This window comes from Moorena sp. SIO3I6 (assembly GCF_010672095.1).
In genome coordinates this window covers 55,128-74,026 of the sequence record NZ_JAAHHU010000026.1, presented here as the reverse complement: position 1 = coordinate 74,026, position 18,899 = coordinate 55,128, and the positions used below count along the sequence as shown (strand labels likewise).

Below are 18,899 nucleotides of genomic sequence, written 5' to 3'. Positions count from 1 at the left end.
TGGGAAGATACAAGAAGATACAATAGAGAACGTTCCCTAAGCCAATCAAAATCCATGACGCCTTCTGAGTTAGATACTGCTCCCCAGGAAAGTTTGGATACTCTCAAAGACCCTGAGACCTATCTCGACGAGGTACCTAATGATGTCGAGATGTCTCTGTTCGACCATTTAGAGGAGTTGCGAAAGCGGATTTTTTACTCGCTGATTGCTGTATTCTTGTCCATGGCTGGCTGCTTTGTGGCAGTTAAGCCGATTGTTCAGTTGCTGGAAATTCCAGCTAGGGGGGTCAAGTTTCTGCAACTGGCTCCAGGGGAATACTTTTTTGTGTCCTTGAAAGTGGCTGGCTATAGTGGCTTATTGGTTGCTAGTCCTTTTATTCTTTACCAAATCCTTCTATTTGTTTTACCAGGGTTAACTCGTCGGGAGCGACGCTTCATCGGACCTGTGGTTTTAGGATCAACAGTTCTGTTTTTCCTAGGCTTGGTATTTGCCTACATTGCTCTAATTCCTGCCGCTCTGAATTTCTTTATCAGTTACGGAGCAGATGTAGTAGAGCAGTTGTGGTCAATTGATAAGTATTTTGAATTTGTATTATTGTTGATGTTTAGTACTGGCTTGGCATTTCAAATCCCAGTTATTCAAATGTTACTGGGGTTTTTGGGAATTGTTTCTTCCAAGCAAATGCTTTCTGGTTGGCGCACAGTTGTCCTAGGAGCAGCTATCTTGGGAGCGGTGCTGACTCCTTCGACAGATCCTCTCACTCAAAGTTTACTGGGGGGTGCTGTACTTGGTCTGTATTTTGGTGGGATTGGAATGGTAAAGTTGGTCGGGAAATAATATTAAGTCAGCTTAATCAACCCGCTATCAAAACTACCATCGCGCTTATAATTGTTAGCATGTGCTGGATATGCGTTAATTGTCAGCGAACTTTAATTACCAACTAATTTGCTAATTTTATGACTACCACAGCTGATATTAATCAGCATGCTATGATAGTTAAAAATACTGATTAGTATCAATATCTAAACCAGAAGGTAATTGAATGTTGGCTACAAATACCTTCTGGGAATAGGGAATAGGGAATAGGGAATAGTAGTCTAATTACTAATGACCAATTACTAACTAACTATCTTTAGCATTATTGTCGCTAATTATTAATAATAAGTCATGGCACAACCATGACTTATTACTATTGAGAAACAGATAATATAGCAACCGCCCTGGCGGTTGCTATATCTATGGAAGAGCCATTATCAAAAAATGTAGCCTACTAAAGATAATTACTATCGATAGTTACTATTAGTTAACTGTCTCAGTTCACCGCCAATCCTCCCAATTCTGATTAAAGATGGAAGTGTCTGGGAAAGCGGTGGGATTACCGTTTTTTTCCAACTGCTGGCGTAGAGCTTGGAGTTGGGTTTGTTGCAGGAGGGGTTCTTCTAGAAGCTGGTAAGGTGCTATCCCAGTTTCTAAGGAAAAAGCAGCGGTTGTACCAGCAGCAGCACCGGATGACCATTCAAAGGAATGCACCCGATAAGCAGCAGCGGCAATGTGACTGGTAGCAATACTTTTACCTCCTACTAATAGGTTGTCAATTTTCTGGGGAATTATTGCTCGCAGGGGAATTTGGAACGGATAGGCTTGACCTGCTCCCCGCCGTTCCCCTTGACGCTCGGTGTTTCCTGGGGTTTCTGCTGGACTTAGGGTCATACAGGGATGAAAGTCAATGGCATAGTGACCAATACCCACAGAATCAGGATAGATAGTAGAGCGACTGCGTTGACTGACTTGATCTGGCTGGATTTTACCTTGAATCACAGAGGGGGCTTCTAATCCAGCCAGTACTGCCCATAAGCGGCGATATTCGTCTGGTGAGAGGGTCTGCCGATAATACTCATCCTGGTAGTCACGGCGGGAAATATCCACTTCTGATATAGTAAAGCCTTGAGGATAGCCAAAGGAAGGGCGTCCAATAATCCGCCTCCCTTCCCGTATATAGGGATATTTAGACAACCCATGCATTGTCCCCATCGGAGAATCTAACCCCGTTAGATAGCGGTGATTGGGATGAGGCTCTTTTACCCCATCCCCAAGCTGGGAGTCGGTAGTTCCTGCGACTAGCCAATAGTAATAACCGAGAGCGTTTTCTTCTCCTTTCCGTAGACTTTCCGTACGCAAGCCTCCCATCCAGCCACCGGGAGCCAGTTGACCAGTAGTTCGTAATTGGCGACGGGTGTAAACTAGATTATCTTCTGAAGTGCCAGGACGATAATCATTACCCCATGTCCAGTTTTGCATGGAAATGTCCCCTGGAGTGGGAGCAGTAACCCCCCATCGGATCCGTTTACCCCGCTTAGAACTCCAAATTCGCCGATAGGTGAATACTCCTTCAAAGTCCGCTAGGCGCTGTAATTCATAGCTGTAGTAGGGTTGGTATTGCGGGTAAAAGGAGGGCATTTCTTGGGTTTGAGGCTCCTTGGTTTGCTCCATGGCAAAGGTGTAGGTAAAGCCTTGGGTGCAATAGGGGTCGTCAGTAGCACTAGATGCGGAAGGGTTTAGGTAGGAGCGGGAGTCAATCCCCAAACGGTAGGGAACGTCAGCTAGGGCAATAATTTCACCAGTTTCTGTTGCGTCGATAATATACCAATTAGAACTATTGTCTTGGGTCTGTTGGGGAACAATGCGCAAAATGCTTTTCTCAAAGCGGGAGGAATTCTCGTAGCTATACCAATCTTCAATAGTTTGAGATAGGGGAAAGGTGTTCAGGGCAGGAGCATCAGCAGTACTTTTGTGCTGAATAGCAATCACACTGTCAATGGTTTTGCCATCTGGGCTAATCTCTAGTTCCTTAACTACAGTAGAGGGAAACCATTTTAATGTCCCTTTTCCCCGTTTGGCCGCCTTTCGTAAAATATTAAACAGGATTTGGTGAGCATCACGGGGTAGAAAACAGGATTCGCTTACCCAGCAGTCCCCAGGATTGAGTTGACGGTAGTAGCGTTTAATGCGATCGCGTAATTCTAGATAGCCCTTAGGATAGAATAAACGCGATCGCTGAGTGGGTCGTTCATCCAGAGCAGAGGTTCCTTGGGCAGAAATTTGTCCCCCTACCCAGTCGGTAATCTCAGTCAAGCACACCGTTTGCCCGGCCAATAAGCCTTCATAGGCAGCCGCAGCACCAGCCAATCCACCTCCAATCACTAAGATTTCACAGGCTTCGGTTTGGTCTGGAGTTCTAGGGGGAGCTGCTATACCAGGAGATGGAGTAAACCCTAGTAATGATATGAATAGGGAAATACGGACAAGCGATCGCTTCATGATTCGAGATAGTCAGTAAAATCTTTGACGATAAATTACCCTAACTTATCAATACTGTCATCTCCCAAACGTTGTATCAATTATGCCATGGCATGTCAAAGCACCCGAAAAATATACGGGTAGCGATAGGGCTGATTAGGATTTTCCAGCACCTTGACTAAAAAATTTGGGTTTCAAGCCCCGTCCTTCGTTCGACGGCTTTTTTTTGTGCTACAATATTACGTAGAGTTTTTTCACGTCAAAATGATCGTCTTAGAGTTCAAGGTCAAAGGGAATAAAACTCAATATGCCGCGATTGATGAGGCGATCCGCACTGGTCAATTTGTCCGCAACAAGTGCATCCGTTATTGGATGGACAATAAGGGTATAGGACAAAAAGAACTGTATCGTCATAATACGTGGCTTAGAGCTGAATATCCTTTTGTAAAGGATTTGAACTCTCATGCATGTCAAGCTTCGGTTGAAAGAGCCTATAGCTCAATTGCTAGATTTTACGATAAATGCAAAAAGAAAGTTCCTGGCAAAAAGGGATATCCCAAATTCAAGAAATTTTCCAGATCGGTTGAATACAAAACATCGGGCTGGAAGTTGTCTTCTGATACTAAGTCAATAGATTTCTTAGACAAAAAAGGTATTGGAAAACTAAGACTTAAAGGAACTTGGGAATTATGGCGTTATGATCAGAAGCTAATTAAGCGAGTTAGATTAGTGCGCCGCGCGGATGGTTACTATGTTCAGTTCTGTATAAAAGTTGATGAAAAGGAATCTTTAGAACCTTCTCATACTAATATTGGGCTAGACGTAGGACTTAAGGAATTTTATACCGATTCCAAGGGAGGCGTAGAGCCAAATCCTAGGTTTTATCGTAAAGGCGAAAAAAGACTGAAGTTTTACCAGCGTCGGGTTTCTCGCAAAAAGAAAGGCTCATCCAACCGTAAGAAAGCCGTTAATAAATTAGGCCGGACACATCTTAAAATAAGTAGGCAGCGTGAAGAGCACGCCAAGAGACTGGCGCGCTGCGTAATCCACTCTAACGATGTGGTTGCTTACGAAGATTTAAGAGTAATAAATTTAGTTAAAAATCATTGTCTTGCTAAATCTATTAATGATGCAGGTTGGTATCAGTTCAGGAAATGGCTGGAATATTTTGGACAAAAGTTTGGTAGACAAACGATAGCAGTTAATCCCGCTTATACTAGTCAAAATTGTTCCAGCTGTTGTGAAGTTGTCAAGAAATCGCTATCAACGAGGACTCACACCTGTAAGTGTGGATGTGTTTTAGATCGCGATCATAATGCAGCTATCAATATCCTAAAAAGAGCCTTGGGTACGGTGGGGCACACCGGAACCTGGATCATCGATCCCAACGCTTTAGGAGAGGACACCTCTACTTCTTCTGATTCCGGTCTGAAGAAGCAAGTGACCTCGTTGATCAAAGAATCCCCGTTCTTCTAGGACGGGGAGTGTCAATAAGGCAATTATGGGCATAATTAGACTGACAATACCTAATATAATTAGCAGCGGAATCCCAATAATCACCACAGCCAGTATTAAACAAATCACCACATATATATAAAGGCAATGGATTTTATCTTCCATAATACAGCTAAGTTGGTAGAGTTGATTGAACGGAAAGAATTTATGTAAAGATATGTAAGGGACTAATCAATACGATGGCTAAGCCGGTGTCGTTGGCTGATAATCTTTCTAACTAAGGCAGAACTACCAGTCGTCATATCCCGCCTTTGGTATTGCCTTCACTGCTCCCTTCCCTAAATTCCGAGTTTCAGTCTTAAATCACGATTCGGCTACGGTTTGAAAGTGCTGGCAATGAATTTAGTCTTGCCATACTGCTGCTGAGGGGTAAGCTTTACCATTTGGTGTTGCCTAAAACGGCTAACTTAATTTTACCAACGCTTATCCAATGCTTAACCTCTGCTCAAAGGCCACCAATTAATAACCCCCACACCTATAATTCATGGGAAATAATCTAAAATTTTATCGACCTACATCTGGTCAATGGTCTAAGTATTTAATTATTATTATATTACTCCTGGGGATAGTTTTTCGATTAGTCAATATTGACAAAAAAGTCTATTGGATTGATGAAGCATATACATCATTGCGAATTTCTGGTTATACCAAAGCAGAAATTATCCAAGACATTGATGGTCGTCAAATTAATGTTAAAGATTTACAGCAGTATCAGCGTCCTAATGATAACAAAGATGTAGGTGACACGATCCAAGGGTTAGCGTTACATGAACCACAACATTCACCGTTATATTTTGTGATGGCTCACTTTTGGGCAAAATTGTTCGGTTATTCCGTTACGGTGATGAGAAGTTTACCAGCCTTGATTAGTCTTTTGACTTTGCCGTGCATTTATTGGCTTTGTTTGGAGTTGTTCGAGTCTCCCCTAACAGGATGGATTGCGATCGCATTGCTGTGTGTCTCTCCATTTCATGTGTTGTATGCCCAGGAAGCTCGACAATATAGCTTGTGGACATTGACCACATTGCTTTCCAGCATAGCCTTGCTGAGGGCGATGCGTCTTAGCACAATGATGAGTTGGGTAATCTATGCCATAACAGTTTCTCTAAATCTCTACAGCTATTTGCTTTCTGGATTAGTTTTTATTGGACATAGCATCTATGTTATTTTTACAGAAAAATTTCGTTTTAGTACGCAAGTAATTAGGTATGGATTAGCTTCGCTTTTCGGGATTATCGCCTTTTTACCTTGGCTCATATTGGTAATTGAAAACGGTATTGAATTGGGGGATTGGGCGGATAAAGAGACTCCACTCGGTAAACTGATCACCCGCTGGCTTATCAATCTGAGTTCTGTGTTTTTCGATATCCAGATTGGCTATAACAATCCCTTATTTGATGTGCGGTCAGGTCGAGATCTAAAGTTTAACTACGACCATTTACTGATTTATTTCGATATCCTTATTTTAATTATCGTAGGCTATTCTATTTATTTTATATTTCGTCATAGTCAGCAGCGGGTTTGGTTATTTATCTTGACCATGATCGCAGTTGTTGGGATGTTTCCTATTGCTCAGGATTTAATTTTAGGAGGACAGCGTTCCAGCATGGCGCGCTATTTCATTCCTTCTTACTTGGGTATACAACTTGCTGTTGCTTACCTCCTTGCTAAAAAAATTAATCCCCTTAATGGTCAGACAATAAAACAACAACAACTATGGCGATTAGTTGCTATTACAGTTATTTCAGCAGGTGTGCTCTCTTGTGCCATTAGTTCTCAAGCAGAAACTTGGTGGCATAAATACAGTAACTATTACACGCCTGAGGAAGCTCATATTATTAATGAAGCCAATCGTCCCTTGGTGATTAGTAGTGATATCATGCGATTAGTGTCTCTCAGTTATTTACTTGAGCCCAACGTGACCTTACAGTTAATCAAAACTAAGGATTCTCCTAAAGTTTTTTCCAGTTTCAGTGACGTCTTCTTATATAGACCTTCTCCAAAACTTCGACAAAAATTTGAAGAGGAGTCACCCTATGACGTTAAACCAGCTCATAAACGCAAGCATCTCTGGAAGCTAGTGCAGTGAAACCAAAAGTCAAAAGGTCAAACCCACTTCACCAATGACCAATCACTCATGACTAATGACTAATCAATCTAATCATTTTTTTTCCACAACAGAACTTTTCGTTTTTTAAATCCAATATTTCCTTCGTATATCAGGTTAAATTTATAGTTATTATGCTTTTCCATACTGGGGCGTAGCAATGATGGTGATGGAATATTTTCCAAGACAAAAACATCACTAAATTTACCCGATATTTTTGGTAATTTTTCTTCAGGTATTTCTGAAACATTTTTGATTTTTTTGATGAGTTGTAATTGAACCTTGGGCTCAAGCTTATGGCTCAGGGATAGAATTCGATTGTGAGTACTATCGCTTAGTACAAGGGGAGCAGGAGACTGATTAATAATATTCGCAACGTCTGCATTATAGTAGTCACTGTACTTCGTCCACCAAGTTTCAGCTTGGACAATCAGCACACCAGATATCACACCACAAGAGAGCAATATAACTGTAGTCAATCGCCATAAACGTTTTTGCCAAATACCAATCGAAAACTTAGTTAGTTTGGTGGAGAGTAAATAGGAAATAGTTAGTTGAATCCCGATGTAACTTGGGAGTTGATATCGAGCAATCGTTGAGCGCATGCCTCCTGAAATCACATCTGGTAGCACTAGGGGTAGACTAGTAAATCCCATGAGGAGCAAAACAAATAGCCAAACCTGTTTTGGAGTATAGCGACAGAGAAAATATAGCCCATAAATCACTAGCACAATAATTGGTACGACTAGGTAAGTTCTCGGCTGGGTGTAGCTAAAGGTTAGGTCAAACGGGTACTCCTTGCCTAGGGGTACATCAAAAAAGCCGTAGAGTAGATTCTTCAGCCAATATCGACCCAGATCCAGGGGGGGTAATTCTTTAATGACCCATCCCCATTCCTTGCTAGCTCTAGGTTCGTTTTCCAAGAAAACAGCTAACCAAGGTGAAAATATCAACAGTGCTGCTGTGACCGCTGAGATGTAAGCAATTACCCGTTGACGCCCTTGCCAACCTGCGATGATCAGGACATAAATGCCGTGACCTAGGATAATGGGTGCTGAAAATAAATGAGAGTAGAAGGATAGCGCTACAGAAAGTGCATAAATGCACCAACTCACCCTACTGTTGACTCGCATCGCTCGTAACAGGGAAGCACTCGATAGCAAGATACTCACAGTCCACAGACTATATTCCCGAACTTCCTGGGCATACAAAATATGGATCGGTGAAACAGCGAATAGCGACACGGCAAGCCATGGGGTCAATGATGCTCCAAATAGTTCTAAGCACAACCAGTACAGGCAGGGTAATCCCAGCAAGCTAATTAGAGCAGGTAAAGTGCGCTTGAGTGCTAGGGAACTACCAAGCCATTGTTCCCAGAATCGGGCTAATATATAGTAAACTGGCGGGTGTTGTGGCGCTTCTTCCCCTATAATTCGTAAGGTATTGGCGAGGCTACGGTCAGAATTAGGGGTCTGGTATTTTTGTAATTCTGTCGCGCTAATGACTTCACCAGTGTAGATATCCCCGATAATTTCTTCCGCTGAATAGCCAGCAATTCTAGAGGAGCTGAAAGTTTCATCCCCCCAATAGACTTTGCTGTCGAGATTGGCTAAGCGAAAGACTATTCCTAAGAGCAGTAGGCTAATGCATAATAGTCGCAAGGGAGGTTGAGGGAATTTCCCTAGCTGTAATCGTTTGGTTTCCATCACACAAAAAAGTACACCGAAAAGTACAAAGGAAATTTATTAGTGTTCGTTTAATTTTGATATTGTAATTGATCGCTTTTTATTGACCGTTTCATGATTAATGTTAATGTTAACGATAATATTTCACTGTTAACAATAATACTTAATCTAGAAACTTACCGATAACCGTCACCCCATTATCCCATTTTAAGTGTCTCTACCCAAACACAAAAAAGTATGAATCCCCCAGCCTCGAATCCCCCTAAAAACCAAGTAATATTTTGGTTTAGCTTGAGCCTAGCATTTGCTATGGTTTACAGCCTGATCGCCCTCGAAGAAGCCTTTAGTAATCAATACATTGTACAAGATGATGCCAGACAGCATGTATTTTGGATGCAACGGTTTTTTGATCCCAGCTTATTTCCCGATGATCTGATTGCCAATTACTTCCAATCTGTAGCACCCGCTGGCTATACTACCCTCTATCGGCTGATCGGATTTGTCGGGATTCATCCCCTCTTATTGAATAAACTACTACCCATGGTGCTAGGGTTGATTACCACTAGTTACTGTTTCGGGCTTTGTCTACAAATGCTGCCCATCCCAGCTGCAGGATTTATTGCGTCTTTGCTTCTAAATCAAACCCTATGGATGCTCGATGATTTAGTATCAGCAACCCCTAGGGCTTTTATTTATCCCCTGCTGTTAGCATTTTTGTACTACCTATCACGGCGCTCATTGATCCCCTGTCTCGTAGTGATCACCCTCCAGGGTTTATTTTATCCTCAGTGCGTTTTCCTGTGTTGTGGGGTTCTGGTGCTGAAACTGTTGCGTTGGCGAGAGGGTAAAATCAGACTATCCTCCCAGAAGAATGACTATTGGTTTTGTGCAGCTGGGTTAGGTATGGCATTCATTGTCCTGTTGCCCTATGCTTTGACCACTTCTGACTATGGTCCAATTATCAGCGCACAGCAAGCCAAAACCATGCCAGAATTCCAACCAGGAGGGCGAGTTGCCTTTTTCGATCACAACCCATGGGATTTCTGGTTGGAAGATGCTCGCAGTGGTATATTTCCCCGAAGAAAGCGTTTACCTATAGCTGTCTGTGCTGGTTTACTATTGCCTATCTTGCTAAGATTTCCCTCATGGCTACCGTTAGTGAAGAAAGTCAAAGGGGAAACGGTACTCCTGACTCAACTGGCCCTGGTATCCCTTGGCATGTTCGTTATGGCTCATGGTGTCCTGTTCCGACTGCATCTACCCAGCCGTTACAGTAAGCATAGTCTGCGAATTGTGCTAGTCTTAGCTGCTGCGATCGCTATAACTCTATTACTCGATGCTATTATTCAAGCTTGCCAGAGGCTAGCCTCCCCTCGAATTCCAGGGAAACCAGTGTTGGGACGAGCGATCGTTACACTGGTAGGAATAGCTCTAATCTTGTCTCCTCTTGGTTTCCATAATTTCCCCAAAACTAACTATGAGGTTGGGAGGAAACATGGCCTCTATGAATTCTTTGCTAAACAACCAAAGGATATCTTGATTGCCTCACTATCAAAGGAAGCCGATTTCTTGCCAACCTTTTCTGGACGGTCAGTCTTAGTCAGTAGAGAATACGGTATTCCCTATCATACTAACTATTATAACCAATTTCGCAACAGAGCGATTGATTTAATTCAAGCCCAGTACAGTCCAAACTTAGCTGAATCCAAACAATTTATTAGGCAGTACAACATTGATTTTTGGTTGTTAGATAAAACAGCATTTAATCCACAATATATAACTAAAAATCGCTGGATTATGCAGTATCAACCAGTAGCAGCAGAAGCTCAAGCTCGACTCAAACAAGCCATTGTTCCGGCAATTGTTAACGTAATCGATTCCTGTTCGGTTTTCGAGACAGATAAGATTGTCGTTTTGGATACCGAATGTATTGCGATTACCGGTAAGAGGTAAATAGGTAAGCCCAAATCAAGCTGGCAGCTATGTAACTATATATAAACAAATCTATCTAAACATGCTGGCTCAAGGGAATAGATTGAATTTCTAGATGTTTTACAAAACTTGACATCAGTCGGTTCCATTAGTCGGTTGAATCATGCCTACCTACTAAATGGGTAATTTGGCAAACCCTAGCAATTTAGGTGATCCCAGCCCTGAACGCTACTGGGTATGACACTAAATCTTGGTTTTCATCATCACTTTAAGAAGCGATCGCATCCCATTCTTCACCGAATCAATCGAACCCAAAAAACAAAACTCTATTAATTAGGGGGTCAAACCCCTCAACTTATCTGAAACGACTGGGTTCAAGATTTTAATTAGATGCCCTAAATTGTTGTTAAAGTCCATTCTTCCATTGTAGCAGGCATTACCAAATTCAGCCATCAAACCCTACCTATCCCAGGGCTAAACCATTGCTCTGTATCTAATACAGGAAAAGGAAGACAAGGTGGACTTGGAAGAAAGACAAAATAACCAAACAAAATCATCCCCCTATATCCTTGCTCTGTCTCTCCCCTTACTCTAAAACAAACTAAAACAAATACCTAAGCCCTGGTTGAATACCACAAGCCACTCCAAAGCAATTTGGACAGGGTTGGATATCACTATCAAGACTGAGACAGGAAGTATCTCAGTTTTACTACTAACGTTTACACCACAGGGCGTAAACGCTGCTTGGCGATCAAAACACTACCTCTAATTTTGAACTATGAAACCCTGTGTCAATCAGCATTTAGGTGCCCATGTATTCTGGAATCCTTATCAGCCTCATCAACCATTAACACTCTTTTCTAAAACTGCTCACCCTTTACCGGATAAACGTTTTTATCCTAAGGGTAAACGGTTACGCTTAACTGTCCAGGTTTCCCTAGTCGTTTTAACACTAACCTTAATGCTATCAAGGGTGATGCTAGTCCTGTTAACATACGTATTTTCATTCCCAGCTACTGAGCACTAACTATAATGGTTAATGGTTAGTGGTTAATGTTCAATTAACCATTAACCATTAACAAAAAGCAACCATATTAAAAGTTATTAACTGGACTTCATATCATCTCATGTTCTGATCTAGAAGCTTTTTCACCTTCATGGTTGCTGAATCGGTTGTATAGTAGTCCTGATGGTGATAATAGGAGCTAGTTGCGTAGTTCTCAACATCATTAGCAACAATACCTAAAAGATTAGTCCTAGAGGTTTTGAGTTCATCCAACGCTTGCATTAGAACTGAGCGGTCAGTCTTGTTTAATCTGCCTACGAAGACCATACCATCCGTGTTAGCTGCTAGAAGGCGGCTATCGGCAAGTCCGATCACGGGAGGTGTATCATAAATAACTAAATCAAAAACAGCATTAAAATGCTCCATCAAAGTTCCCATCTTTGGCGCAGATAGTAACCGAATCGGATCATGTGCTGGGGAACCAGCAGTTAGCACATGAAGATGATCCCACATGGGCACTTGCTGGAGGGCTCGGTTAGCTTTGATCCGCTTACTAAGGACGCTACTCAAACCAAGTTGATTGTTCAAACCAAAAATTTTATGTACCCGGGGACGGCGCAGATTTGTATCCACCAGTAGCACCCGCCGACCCATAGCAGCAGCCACTATAGCTAGGTGGACAGCAACGGTAGATTTCCCGTCTTCTGGTCTAGCTGAGCTAATCACAATCGATTGGATTGGCTTATCGCAGCCCAGTAAGCCGATATTGCGATGGAGGAACCGGAACGCCTCTAAAAAGGGAGAAGCTTGCTGCAGTTTTGGCGAGGTTGAGTTATTTTTCTGATCCTTAGGGAAGCTTTGAACAAAAGGTATACCTTTGCGGCTGGTTGATGAGTTGGTGGGCTTAAGTGCTTGATGGTAAGGAATAACACCGAGAAGAGGCAATTGGGTGCGATGTTTAAGTTCGTCGGGAGAGTGGAACACATGGTCTAAGCGCTCCATCAACCACCCTGTTCCTGCACCCAGTAATATACCTGCGATCGCTCCCAAAATAATCTGAAGTTCCTGATGTTGCGGAATCGGATATTGAGGCTGTTTGGGTTTGAGAATAAGTTCCCAAGAATAAGGCTGGAAGCTTTCCTTAAGCTCCAACAGAGTATCTAATCGTTCGGTTTTCTCTCTAAGTTTATGCTGTAAACTGGTGTACTTTGGATCTATCGCCAACATCTGTTTCATGTCTTGCTCAAGACTTTCTTCTTCCTCAGCAAGAGCTTGTTGTCGTGCTTGCAAAACTGATATTTGGATGCTCTGATCTACCAGTTTTTGAGTTAGCTGCTGGTGAATTGAATTGGGTGATATCTTAGGAACATCTGTATCTGTAAGTTTAATACCTAGTACCTGTTCAGCTTCAGAGCGTACCAGGGATAAGAAATTATACTGTTGCTGCTTGAGGGTCTTGATGGTGGGACTGTCTGGAGTATAGCGGCTTGACTCGATAGCAATCTCAGCCTCAACCTGTTCTAGGTGGTTGAGCATCTTTTGGTAGTAGGGGTTTTCGGCCAAAGTCACTTGAGCCAAAGCTAACTCCGAAGCACGAGAGTCCTTGACCTGATTTGATGACAGTCCTAGCTTTTGAGAAATGATCTGGTAAAAGGACTGAGCTTCCTTAAGCTGGATGTGAGTATCTAATTGCTGTTGCTTAATCTGGCTAATCTGAGTTGAAAGCTGCTGTTTTTGATTATCATAGTCAATTAACTTGTACCCTAGCTCCAACTTCAGCAGTTCTTCCTGCAGTCTGTCTACCTCTTGGCGAACTTGAGGCAACTCTCTATTTGCTAGCTCAAGGTCCTTGTGATGGTAACTTGCTTCTTGTTGGCGGGAGTACTTGATATAATTATCGGCAAGCTGGTTTAAAACAAAGTGAACTTTTTGAGGATCGCTATCACGGTAGCGGACTTCTAAGACACTAGTTCCTTCAATGTGTTTGATCCTCAGGTGATTATTCTTGACTAAAGACTTGTAGCTAGTTTTTCCATAGCGCTTGTTTATTTCCTCAATCACGGGAGTGATCAGTTTATGACTACGCAGTACCAGCATTTGGGTTTGATAAGCCAAGCTCTCAAAACCTGGTGTCGATTGATTTTCATCATCCTGTGCTGTCAGAGGCTCCAGACGCAGTCGGAACTTGCCTTCGTACAGAGGTTTCTGATTAGAAGTCCATACAAAAATACTAGCTGTGATCGTAATTGCTACACCAGCAGCCGCTAAAAAGCGACGCCGTATGATCGTCCAAATCTCCTCTAGCTTACGCCCATCCTGATAGTATTTTGAGTTTCTAGTGTGGTAGATGACGGGCTGTGAGTGGAAATATTTACCATTCCCCTGTGGGAAAAGCTCTGATTTATTGCCCATCTCTATATGTGCCTTTTTATTTATTGGTTTAAGTTATGTTCAAGAGTAACTGAACCTATGGCTAATCGCTCCCCTATCATATCCTTCAGTATTTGCCACTAACCATCAGCTCTGTAGTTAGTTTGTGTTAACAAACTAGTATTTGACACTAGAACTGGAAAATTTTACGCAAAACTTATCAAATATCCGGATAAAATGAAGGAATGGTTAAGTTAGGGGAATCGTGTTTGCTGGTACCAAGTTAAATTCATAGGTAGCACTATCGTAAGGATTCAGCCTACCGCTGTCAGCTATCAGCTATAAACTATCAACTAGCAGCCGCTTTCACTGCACGGGATCAGATCAGCAAAACGAGCAGGAATTTTCAACCAGCGGTACCAGCCCGTAACCTTGTTGACTACCTCCCGTTGATTAGCTGACGGCTGACCACTGATAGCACCTCAAGTAGCACCTCAAGTAGCGCATATGCTTGCGGTAGCACTATCTACCTATCTCCCCATTAGCTTGTCCTCCTGCCTAGCTAAATAACACTTCAAGAAGGCAATTTAGTTTAGTAGTATGGTCTTGAATTTAAGTTATAAATATAAAAAGGAAAAGGTCAATGGTTGGAATTCCTTGCCCTTTACCCCTTTACTAAACTTTTAAAGTTTAATCAGGAAGCAATTAGACAAATGATTATCTTAAAATAAATTGCCCCTGACAATGAAAAACTGATCATGGGGTATTTGGCTCGAATCAGATCAATTTTCCATTTTTCCATTTTTCCATTGACGACTCCTCAAGCAAAGCTAGAAAACCCCATATCTAGAGGGATATCTTGTAACCTTCCAGGACCGACTGCTTGAATAGCTTCTTTCAGAGACATATCTCCGGTGTAAAGCGCACGACCAACAATTACACCCCTAACCCCTAGAGGTTCGAGAGTCAGTAGACTCAATAGATCAGTGATTGAACTGACACCCCCAGAGGCAATCACGGGGATGGAGATATGACTTGCTAGTTCTCTTAGAGCGTCTAGGTTTGGTCCAGACAGAGTTCCATCCCGGTGAATGTCGGTGTAAATAATCGTAGTTACTCCCAGCTGAGTCATTTGCTCAGCTAGGTCAATAGCTGCAATTTCTGAGGTTTCTAACCAACCGTGAGTGGCCACCCATCCCTGACGAGCATCAATACCAACTACAATCTTCCCTGGGAATTCAGTGCAAAGCTGTTCCACTAGGGAAGGGTCTTCCACCGCTGCCGTCCCTATAATGACTCTATCGACGCCTAGAGTCAACAGTTGAGTGACTCCGGAGCGGGAGCGTAATCCACCACCGACTTGCACTGGCACAGGTACCGCCTGCACAATTGCTTCGATTGCTTTAGTGTTCACTGGCTTACCCAGTTTTGCACCATCCAAATCAACGACATGCAGCCTTGATGCACCTTGTTCAACCCATTGTTTCGCTACCTCGACTGGGTTATCGTTAAATATTTGCGCACGTTGGTAGTCTCCCTGGACTAACCGCACACATTTTTCTTCAAGTAAGTCTATAGCTGGAATAACATCCATGACTAAATTTCCCCCTAACCTATACTGAACTACGGCACACCAATCCCAGCAGGTATGGTGTAGGCTTCTGACATCACGGGGGTAGCCCAAGTCTAGGAGTTACGTCCTCGATTTGGTCTTAGATCCCCTGCAAGCCACTTCTTTCTGGCTACCCTTGCCAGTAGTAGTCGTTATTGTTCGATTGAAGCACTACCACTGGGCAATTCTGCCAGAATCTTAAACCGCACATGATTAATGGCTAACTCACCAATGGAAATATCTTCCTTTTTCACAGGCACCCCTTGACTCTTCAGGATTTCAAACTTAATTCCTTTACCGATCTCTATATGGTACCAGGCAAGACCCATCAAAAACCGAGTGGAATAAGGACCCCCTTCAACCGTATCATCAGCACTCGATTCCATCGGTAGCCAGCCGATTCCTGGGATATAAAATTCCATCCAAACATGATTAAAATCTGGTACCAAAGGAATACCGATTTGGTCAGGATGGGGAGGGCATTTGTAACGACCAACAGTGCGGCAGGCAATACCATTAAGGCGTCCCAAAGCTAGCAATACTCCCAAATACTCCCCGCAAGACCCCACACCCCGTCGTAGCACAATGTCAGGAGTATCTATTTTAGGGGTCACGTGGTAGGAAAGTTTGTCGTAGACATAATTGCGAATACTGTAGACTTGCCGCAACAGATTCGTTTCGCTACCAATTGCTTCTTTAGCCGAACGGCGGATGATTTCTGTATCCATGGCTAACTTGTCATCATCCACCAAATAACGGTTCTGAAATTCTGGCGCTAACTCAGGCAACGCCTCCATATCCCGTGGTGTCAGGCGGTACTTGATACTCCAGACTTCTAGGAGTGCCTTCCAACCAAAGATATGGCGTTCCCCTGGCTTGAGGTTGTCAAACTTAAAGACGGCAACTTGCTGACCATCTTGAACGTCTATAGTAAAGGGTATACCCACGGGTTCGACTTTTGAGACCTTTTGTCGGTCAGTTTCCGATGGCAAGGCAATTCGCCATTCCAAATCATTCAACTCGATATCCTTGAGGGGATCAAGTTCCTCCACGTAGGACATTTCGATTAAATAGCCATTGGAGAGTGCGTAGCGACCTTCCGGATTGTAGGTAAAGTGTAACGGATGAATAAAAGTGCGATCGCGATACTGCAATTCATAATTAGGATCAGCGTTAGGGTTATCCCGGATGTAAGCCTCCTCAGTTGCATAAGCAACATAGAGGGTATCGTCTCCCGTCTGGGGGTCAGAACAAAACGCTAAGCCAGTAGGATTTTCAAAGGGGGTGAGTACACTGAACTGAATTTCGCCAGTTGCTCGATCAAGACAGTAAACTGTCTGTTCTTGGTCATCCGATACCCACAGTTCTTCATCGCGGATTGTTATATGTTCAATGCCAACTCCGGGAGAACGCAACCGGGTAATCTCATGACCTGTATTGCTGCTATAAATAATAATATATCCAACTTTTTTACAGGTAACATAAACAGTTGAATCTTTAACAGCGATTCCGTTAGCGGTGTAAGGCAAATCAACAAAGTGTTGTAGGTTTAAATTATCATTTATCTGGCAAAAATATACACTAGATTGTAGTGTTAACCATAGGGTTTCTCCTGCCAGGGCTAAACCAGTCACACCGACCAAATCCGAGTCCCGTTCTGGATTCAAAATTGTTGTGTTATCCGTGAAGGGATCAATTTGTAGGAGATAACCCTTAATCGAGTCGATAGCAATTATTTTTTCTTTCCAAAATGCTATCCCTTGCAAGGAAGATGCTCCAATTGGTCGGATAGTTTTGTCGAATTTTTGTCGCTCTTTAAAAAATGAAGCTGAATTCAGAATCATGAGGAAATCAGATGAAGAACAGATAAAGATTTCGACAAGATTATAAGCTTATAGTGGCGATGTCTCAAATACCTGAAGTTATTGTTAAAATGATGCAGGTAAGGTCTGAAAACCTGATCCTCTTAGAGGGGTTACGGGTTCCTCGAAGGGCTGTTGTTCTGCCATACTTGTTACTTATCCTGCTTACTTAAGAGAAACTTGGCTCTACCAGGGAATAGTTTTATCATGGCTTGGTTAACACGTTCATCAAAATTTACGCTCTTAATGGTTGCTTTGGCTTTTACTCTGGCAGTCAATCTTCCAGCCCAGGTACAAGCTCAGGCGAGTTTTTCCCTAGGGAGGGAACTGATTGAGAAGATACCGAACCACTGGGAATTATCTGAATATAATCCACCTTCAGACGGCGAAAATGGTACACCCTCGGATGTCGGACGTCCTGGAGGAACTAGGGGGGATTGCTACTATATATCAAACCGCAACATTCCTGTTGTAGCCTTGGTTCCGATTTCTGGGATGGGAACAACGGTTTCTGAATACCCCACTTTCTCTTGGTATATGCCCTGTATAAAATATGCATCAGGGCATGATTTAAAGTTTGTGCTGAAAGATGCCAATGGAAAGGAGCTTTACTCAGTCAAGTATCCCTTACCCGATACGGTATATCCTGGATTTAGGAGTATAACGCTTCCTCCCTTTGTGAACCTACCTCCGTTAGAAGTTAATCAGAAGTATGACTGGCAGGTAGGATTGATTGATCCCGGCGACTCGTCAAACAATATCTATATTGATGGTGGGGTCAAGCGAGTTGAAGAAGATCCAAACCTAGGGCAAAGTCTAAAGCAAGCAACCCTCCAACAGCGTGTTGCGATCTACGCAAATGATCGGCTTTGGTACGAAACATTAACGACTCTGTTAGAGTTGCGAAGGCAGAGCCCCAAAGACGAGAACTTGGAAGAAGCTTGGAACAAACTCCTGGCTTCCGTCGGGTTAGGTGGAATTGCCAAAAAAACCTTGTTTGAACAAGCCAGTAGGACTAACAACTAAATAACGAAATATATTAGGTTATTAATACCTGTATGAATACAACGTATGAATACAAATCGGTATAATAACACTCAAGACCCTGAAGAACAAGAGATTCTCAGTCCTATAGCCCAAATTCTCCAACAAGACTATCAAAGGTTCCCAGCTGACCAAACTTATAGCATCTACGCCTCAGACGTCTATTTTAAAGACCCCCTCAACCAGTTTCGCGGGCTTGAGCGTTACAAACAAATGATTGCCTTTATCAATCGCTGGTTCCTTGAGCCCCATCTAGATTTGCAACACATTTCCCAGTCAGGAGATACAATTAAAACCCGCTGGACTCTGAGCTGGACTACGCCATTACCCTGGAAACCTCGAATTACTATTCCTGGCTGGAGCGAGTTAAAGCTGAATCCTGAGGGATTAATTGTTTCTCATATAGATTATTGGGACTGTTCACGCCTGGACGTAATTAAGCAGCTTTTGTAGAGTAATGTAAAGTAAA

At 42.8% G+C, this 18,899-nt stretch carries 12 protein-coding genes; 7 read left to right on the top strand and 5 right to left on the bottom strand.

Features of this window, described 5'->3' with window-relative positions:
* Positions 1–54 precede the first annotated feature (54 nt).
* Positions 55–837, top strand: a complete 783-nt coding sequence (gene tatC / locus F6K49_RS09930; protein WP_070395249.1) for a twin-arginine translocase subunit TatC — start codon at positions 55–57, stop codon at positions 835–837.
* A 480-nt stretch (positions 838–1,317) separates the two neighbouring features.
* Here the strand turns inward: tatC and F6K49_RS09925 are convergent, their stop codons facing one another.
* Positions 1,318–3,318, bottom strand: coding sequence for an FAD-dependent oxidoreductase (locus F6K49_RS09925; RefSeq protein WP_293067675.1), 2,001 nt, complete (start codon positions 3,316–3,318; stop codon positions 1,318–1,320).
* Positions 3,319–3,561: 243 nt separating this feature from the next.
* Here F6K49_RS09925 and F6K49_RS09920 point away from each other — a divergent pair, with 243 nt between their 5' ends.
* Together F6K49_RS09920 and F6K49_RS09915 are read left to right on the top strand one after the other, a co-directional pair.
* Complete coding sequence (locus F6K49_RS09920) at positions 3,562–4,773, top strand: transposase (protein WP_293026034.1); 1,212 nt, start codon at positions 3,562–3,564, stop codon at positions 4,771–4,773.
* A 523-nt stretch (positions 4,774–5,296) separates the two neighbouring features.
* Positions 5,297–6,901: a glycosyltransferase family 39 protein gene (locus F6K49_RS09915; RefSeq protein WP_293096220.1), complete on the top strand. Its 1,605-nt coding sequence runs from the start codon at positions 5,297–5,299 to the stop codon at positions 6,899–6,901.
* Positions 6,902–6,969: 68 nt separating this feature from the next.
* On the opposite strand, the gene F6K49_RS09910 is transcribed toward F6K49_RS09915, so the two are convergent.
* The gene (locus F6K49_RS09910) at positions 6,970–8,625 is read right to left on the bottom strand and encodes a glycosyltransferase family 39 protein (protein ID WP_293026025.1); all 1,656 of its coding nucleotides are present in this window, start codon (positions 8,623–8,625) and stop codon (positions 6,970–6,972) included.
* Positions 8,626–8,913: 288 nt separating this feature from the next.
* Between F6K49_RS09910 and F6K49_RS09905 the strand changes: the two genes are divergently transcribed.
* The gene (locus F6K49_RS09905; protein ID WP_366514157.1) at positions 8,914–10,557 is read left to right on the top strand and encodes a hypothetical protein; all 1,644 of its coding nucleotides are present in this window, start codon (positions 8,914–8,916) and stop codon (positions 10,555–10,557) included.
* Positions 10,558–11,314: 757 nt separating this feature from the next.
* The gene (locus tag F6K49_RS09900; protein WP_293096217.1) at positions 11,315–11,563 is read left to right on the top strand and encodes a hypothetical protein; all 249 of its coding nucleotides are present in this window, start codon (positions 11,315–11,317) and stop codon (positions 11,561–11,563) included.
* Between the two features lie 93 nt (positions 11,564–11,656).
* Here F6K49_RS09900 and F6K49_RS09895 read toward each other — a convergent pair whose 3' ends face one another.
* From F6K49_RS09895 to F6K49_RS09885, 3 genes are all read right to left on the bottom strand, one after another.
* Entirely contained in the window at positions 11,657–13,954 is a 2,298-nt protein-coding gene (locus F6K49_RS09895) for a polysaccharide biosynthesis tyrosine autokinase (RefSeq protein ID WP_293096214.1), read from the bottom strand.
* Between the two features lie 778 nt (positions 13,955–14,732).
* Positions 14,733–15,506 (bottom strand): 1-(5-phosphoribosyl)-5-[(5-phosphoribosylamino)methylideneamino]imidazole-4-carboxamide isomerase, encoded by a 774-nt coding sequence (gene hisA / locus F6K49_RS09890; protein ID WP_293026019.1) that lies wholly within the window; start codon positions 15,504–15,506, stop codon positions 14,733–14,735.
* 170 nt (positions 15,507–15,676) lie between these two features.
* Positions 15,677–17,368, bottom strand: coding sequence for a transglutaminase family protein (locus F6K49_RS09885; protein ID WP_293096211.1), 1,692 nt, complete (start codon positions 17,366–17,368; stop codon positions 15,677–15,679).
* A 225-nt stretch (positions 17,369–17,593) separates the two neighbouring features.
* On the opposite strand from F6K49_RS09885, the gene F6K49_RS09880 reads away from it, so the two are divergent.
* Positions 17,594–18,412: a DUF928 domain-containing protein gene (locus F6K49_RS09880; RefSeq protein ID WP_293067659.1), complete on the top strand. Its 819-nt coding sequence runs from the start codon at positions 17,594–17,596 to the stop codon at positions 18,410–18,412.
* A 45-nt stretch (positions 18,413–18,457) separates the two neighbouring features.
* Positions 18,458–18,883 carry a DUF2358 domain-containing protein gene (locus F6K49_RS09875; protein WP_293037587.1) on the top strand — a complete coding sequence of 142 codons (426 nt, stop codon included), beginning with the start codon at positions 18,458–18,460 and terminating at the stop codon, positions 18,881–18,883.
* Positions 18,884–18,899: the final 16 nt, after the last annotated feature.

Excerpts from the sequence above, each read along its gene's own strand:
- tatC (WP_070395249.1), top strand. The coding sequence starts at position 55 with ATGACGCCTTCTGAGTTAGATACTGCTCCCCAGGAAAGTTTGGATACT.
- F6K49_RS09925 (WP_293067675.1), bottom strand. The coding sequence starts at position 3,318 with ATGAAGCGATCGCTTGTCCGTATTTCCCTATTCATATCATTACTAGGG.
- F6K49_RS09920 (WP_293026034.1), top strand. The coding sequence starts at position 3,562 with ATGATCGTCTTAGAGTTCAAGGTCAAAGGGAATAAAACTCAATATGCC.
- F6K49_RS09915 (WP_293096220.1), top strand. The coding sequence starts at position 5,297 with ATGGGAAATAATCTAAAATTTTATCGACCTACATCTGGTCAATGGTCT.
- F6K49_RS09910 (WP_293026025.1), bottom strand. The coding sequence starts at position 8,625 with ATGGAAACCAAACGATTACAGCTAGGGAAATTCCCTCAACCTCCCTTG.
- F6K49_RS09905 (WP_366514157.1), top strand. The coding sequence starts at position 8,914 with ATGGTTTACAGCCTGATCGCCCTCGAAGAAGCCTTTAGTAATCAATAC.
- F6K49_RS09900 (WP_293096217.1), top strand. The coding sequence starts at position 11,315 with ATGAAACCCTGTGTCAATCAGCATTTAGGTGCCCATGTATTCTGGAAT.
- F6K49_RS09895 (WP_293096214.1), bottom strand. The coding sequence starts at position 13,954 with ATGGGCAATAAATCAGAGCTTTTCCCACAGGGGAATGGTAAATATTTC.
- hisA (WP_293026019.1), bottom strand. The coding sequence starts at position 15,506 with ATGGATGTTATTCCAGCTATAGACTTACTTGAAGAAAAATGTGTGCGG.
- F6K49_RS09885 (WP_293096211.1), bottom strand. The coding sequence starts at position 17,368 with ATGATTCTGAATTCAGCTTCATTTTTTAAAGAGCGACAAAAATTCGAC.
- F6K49_RS09880 (WP_293067659.1), top strand. The coding sequence starts at position 17,594 with ATGGCTTGGTTAACACGTTCATCAAAATTTACGCTCTTAATGGTTGCT.
- F6K49_RS09875 (WP_293037587.1), top strand. The coding sequence starts at position 18,458 with ATGAATACAAATCGGTATAATAACACTCAAGACCCTGAAGAACAAGAG.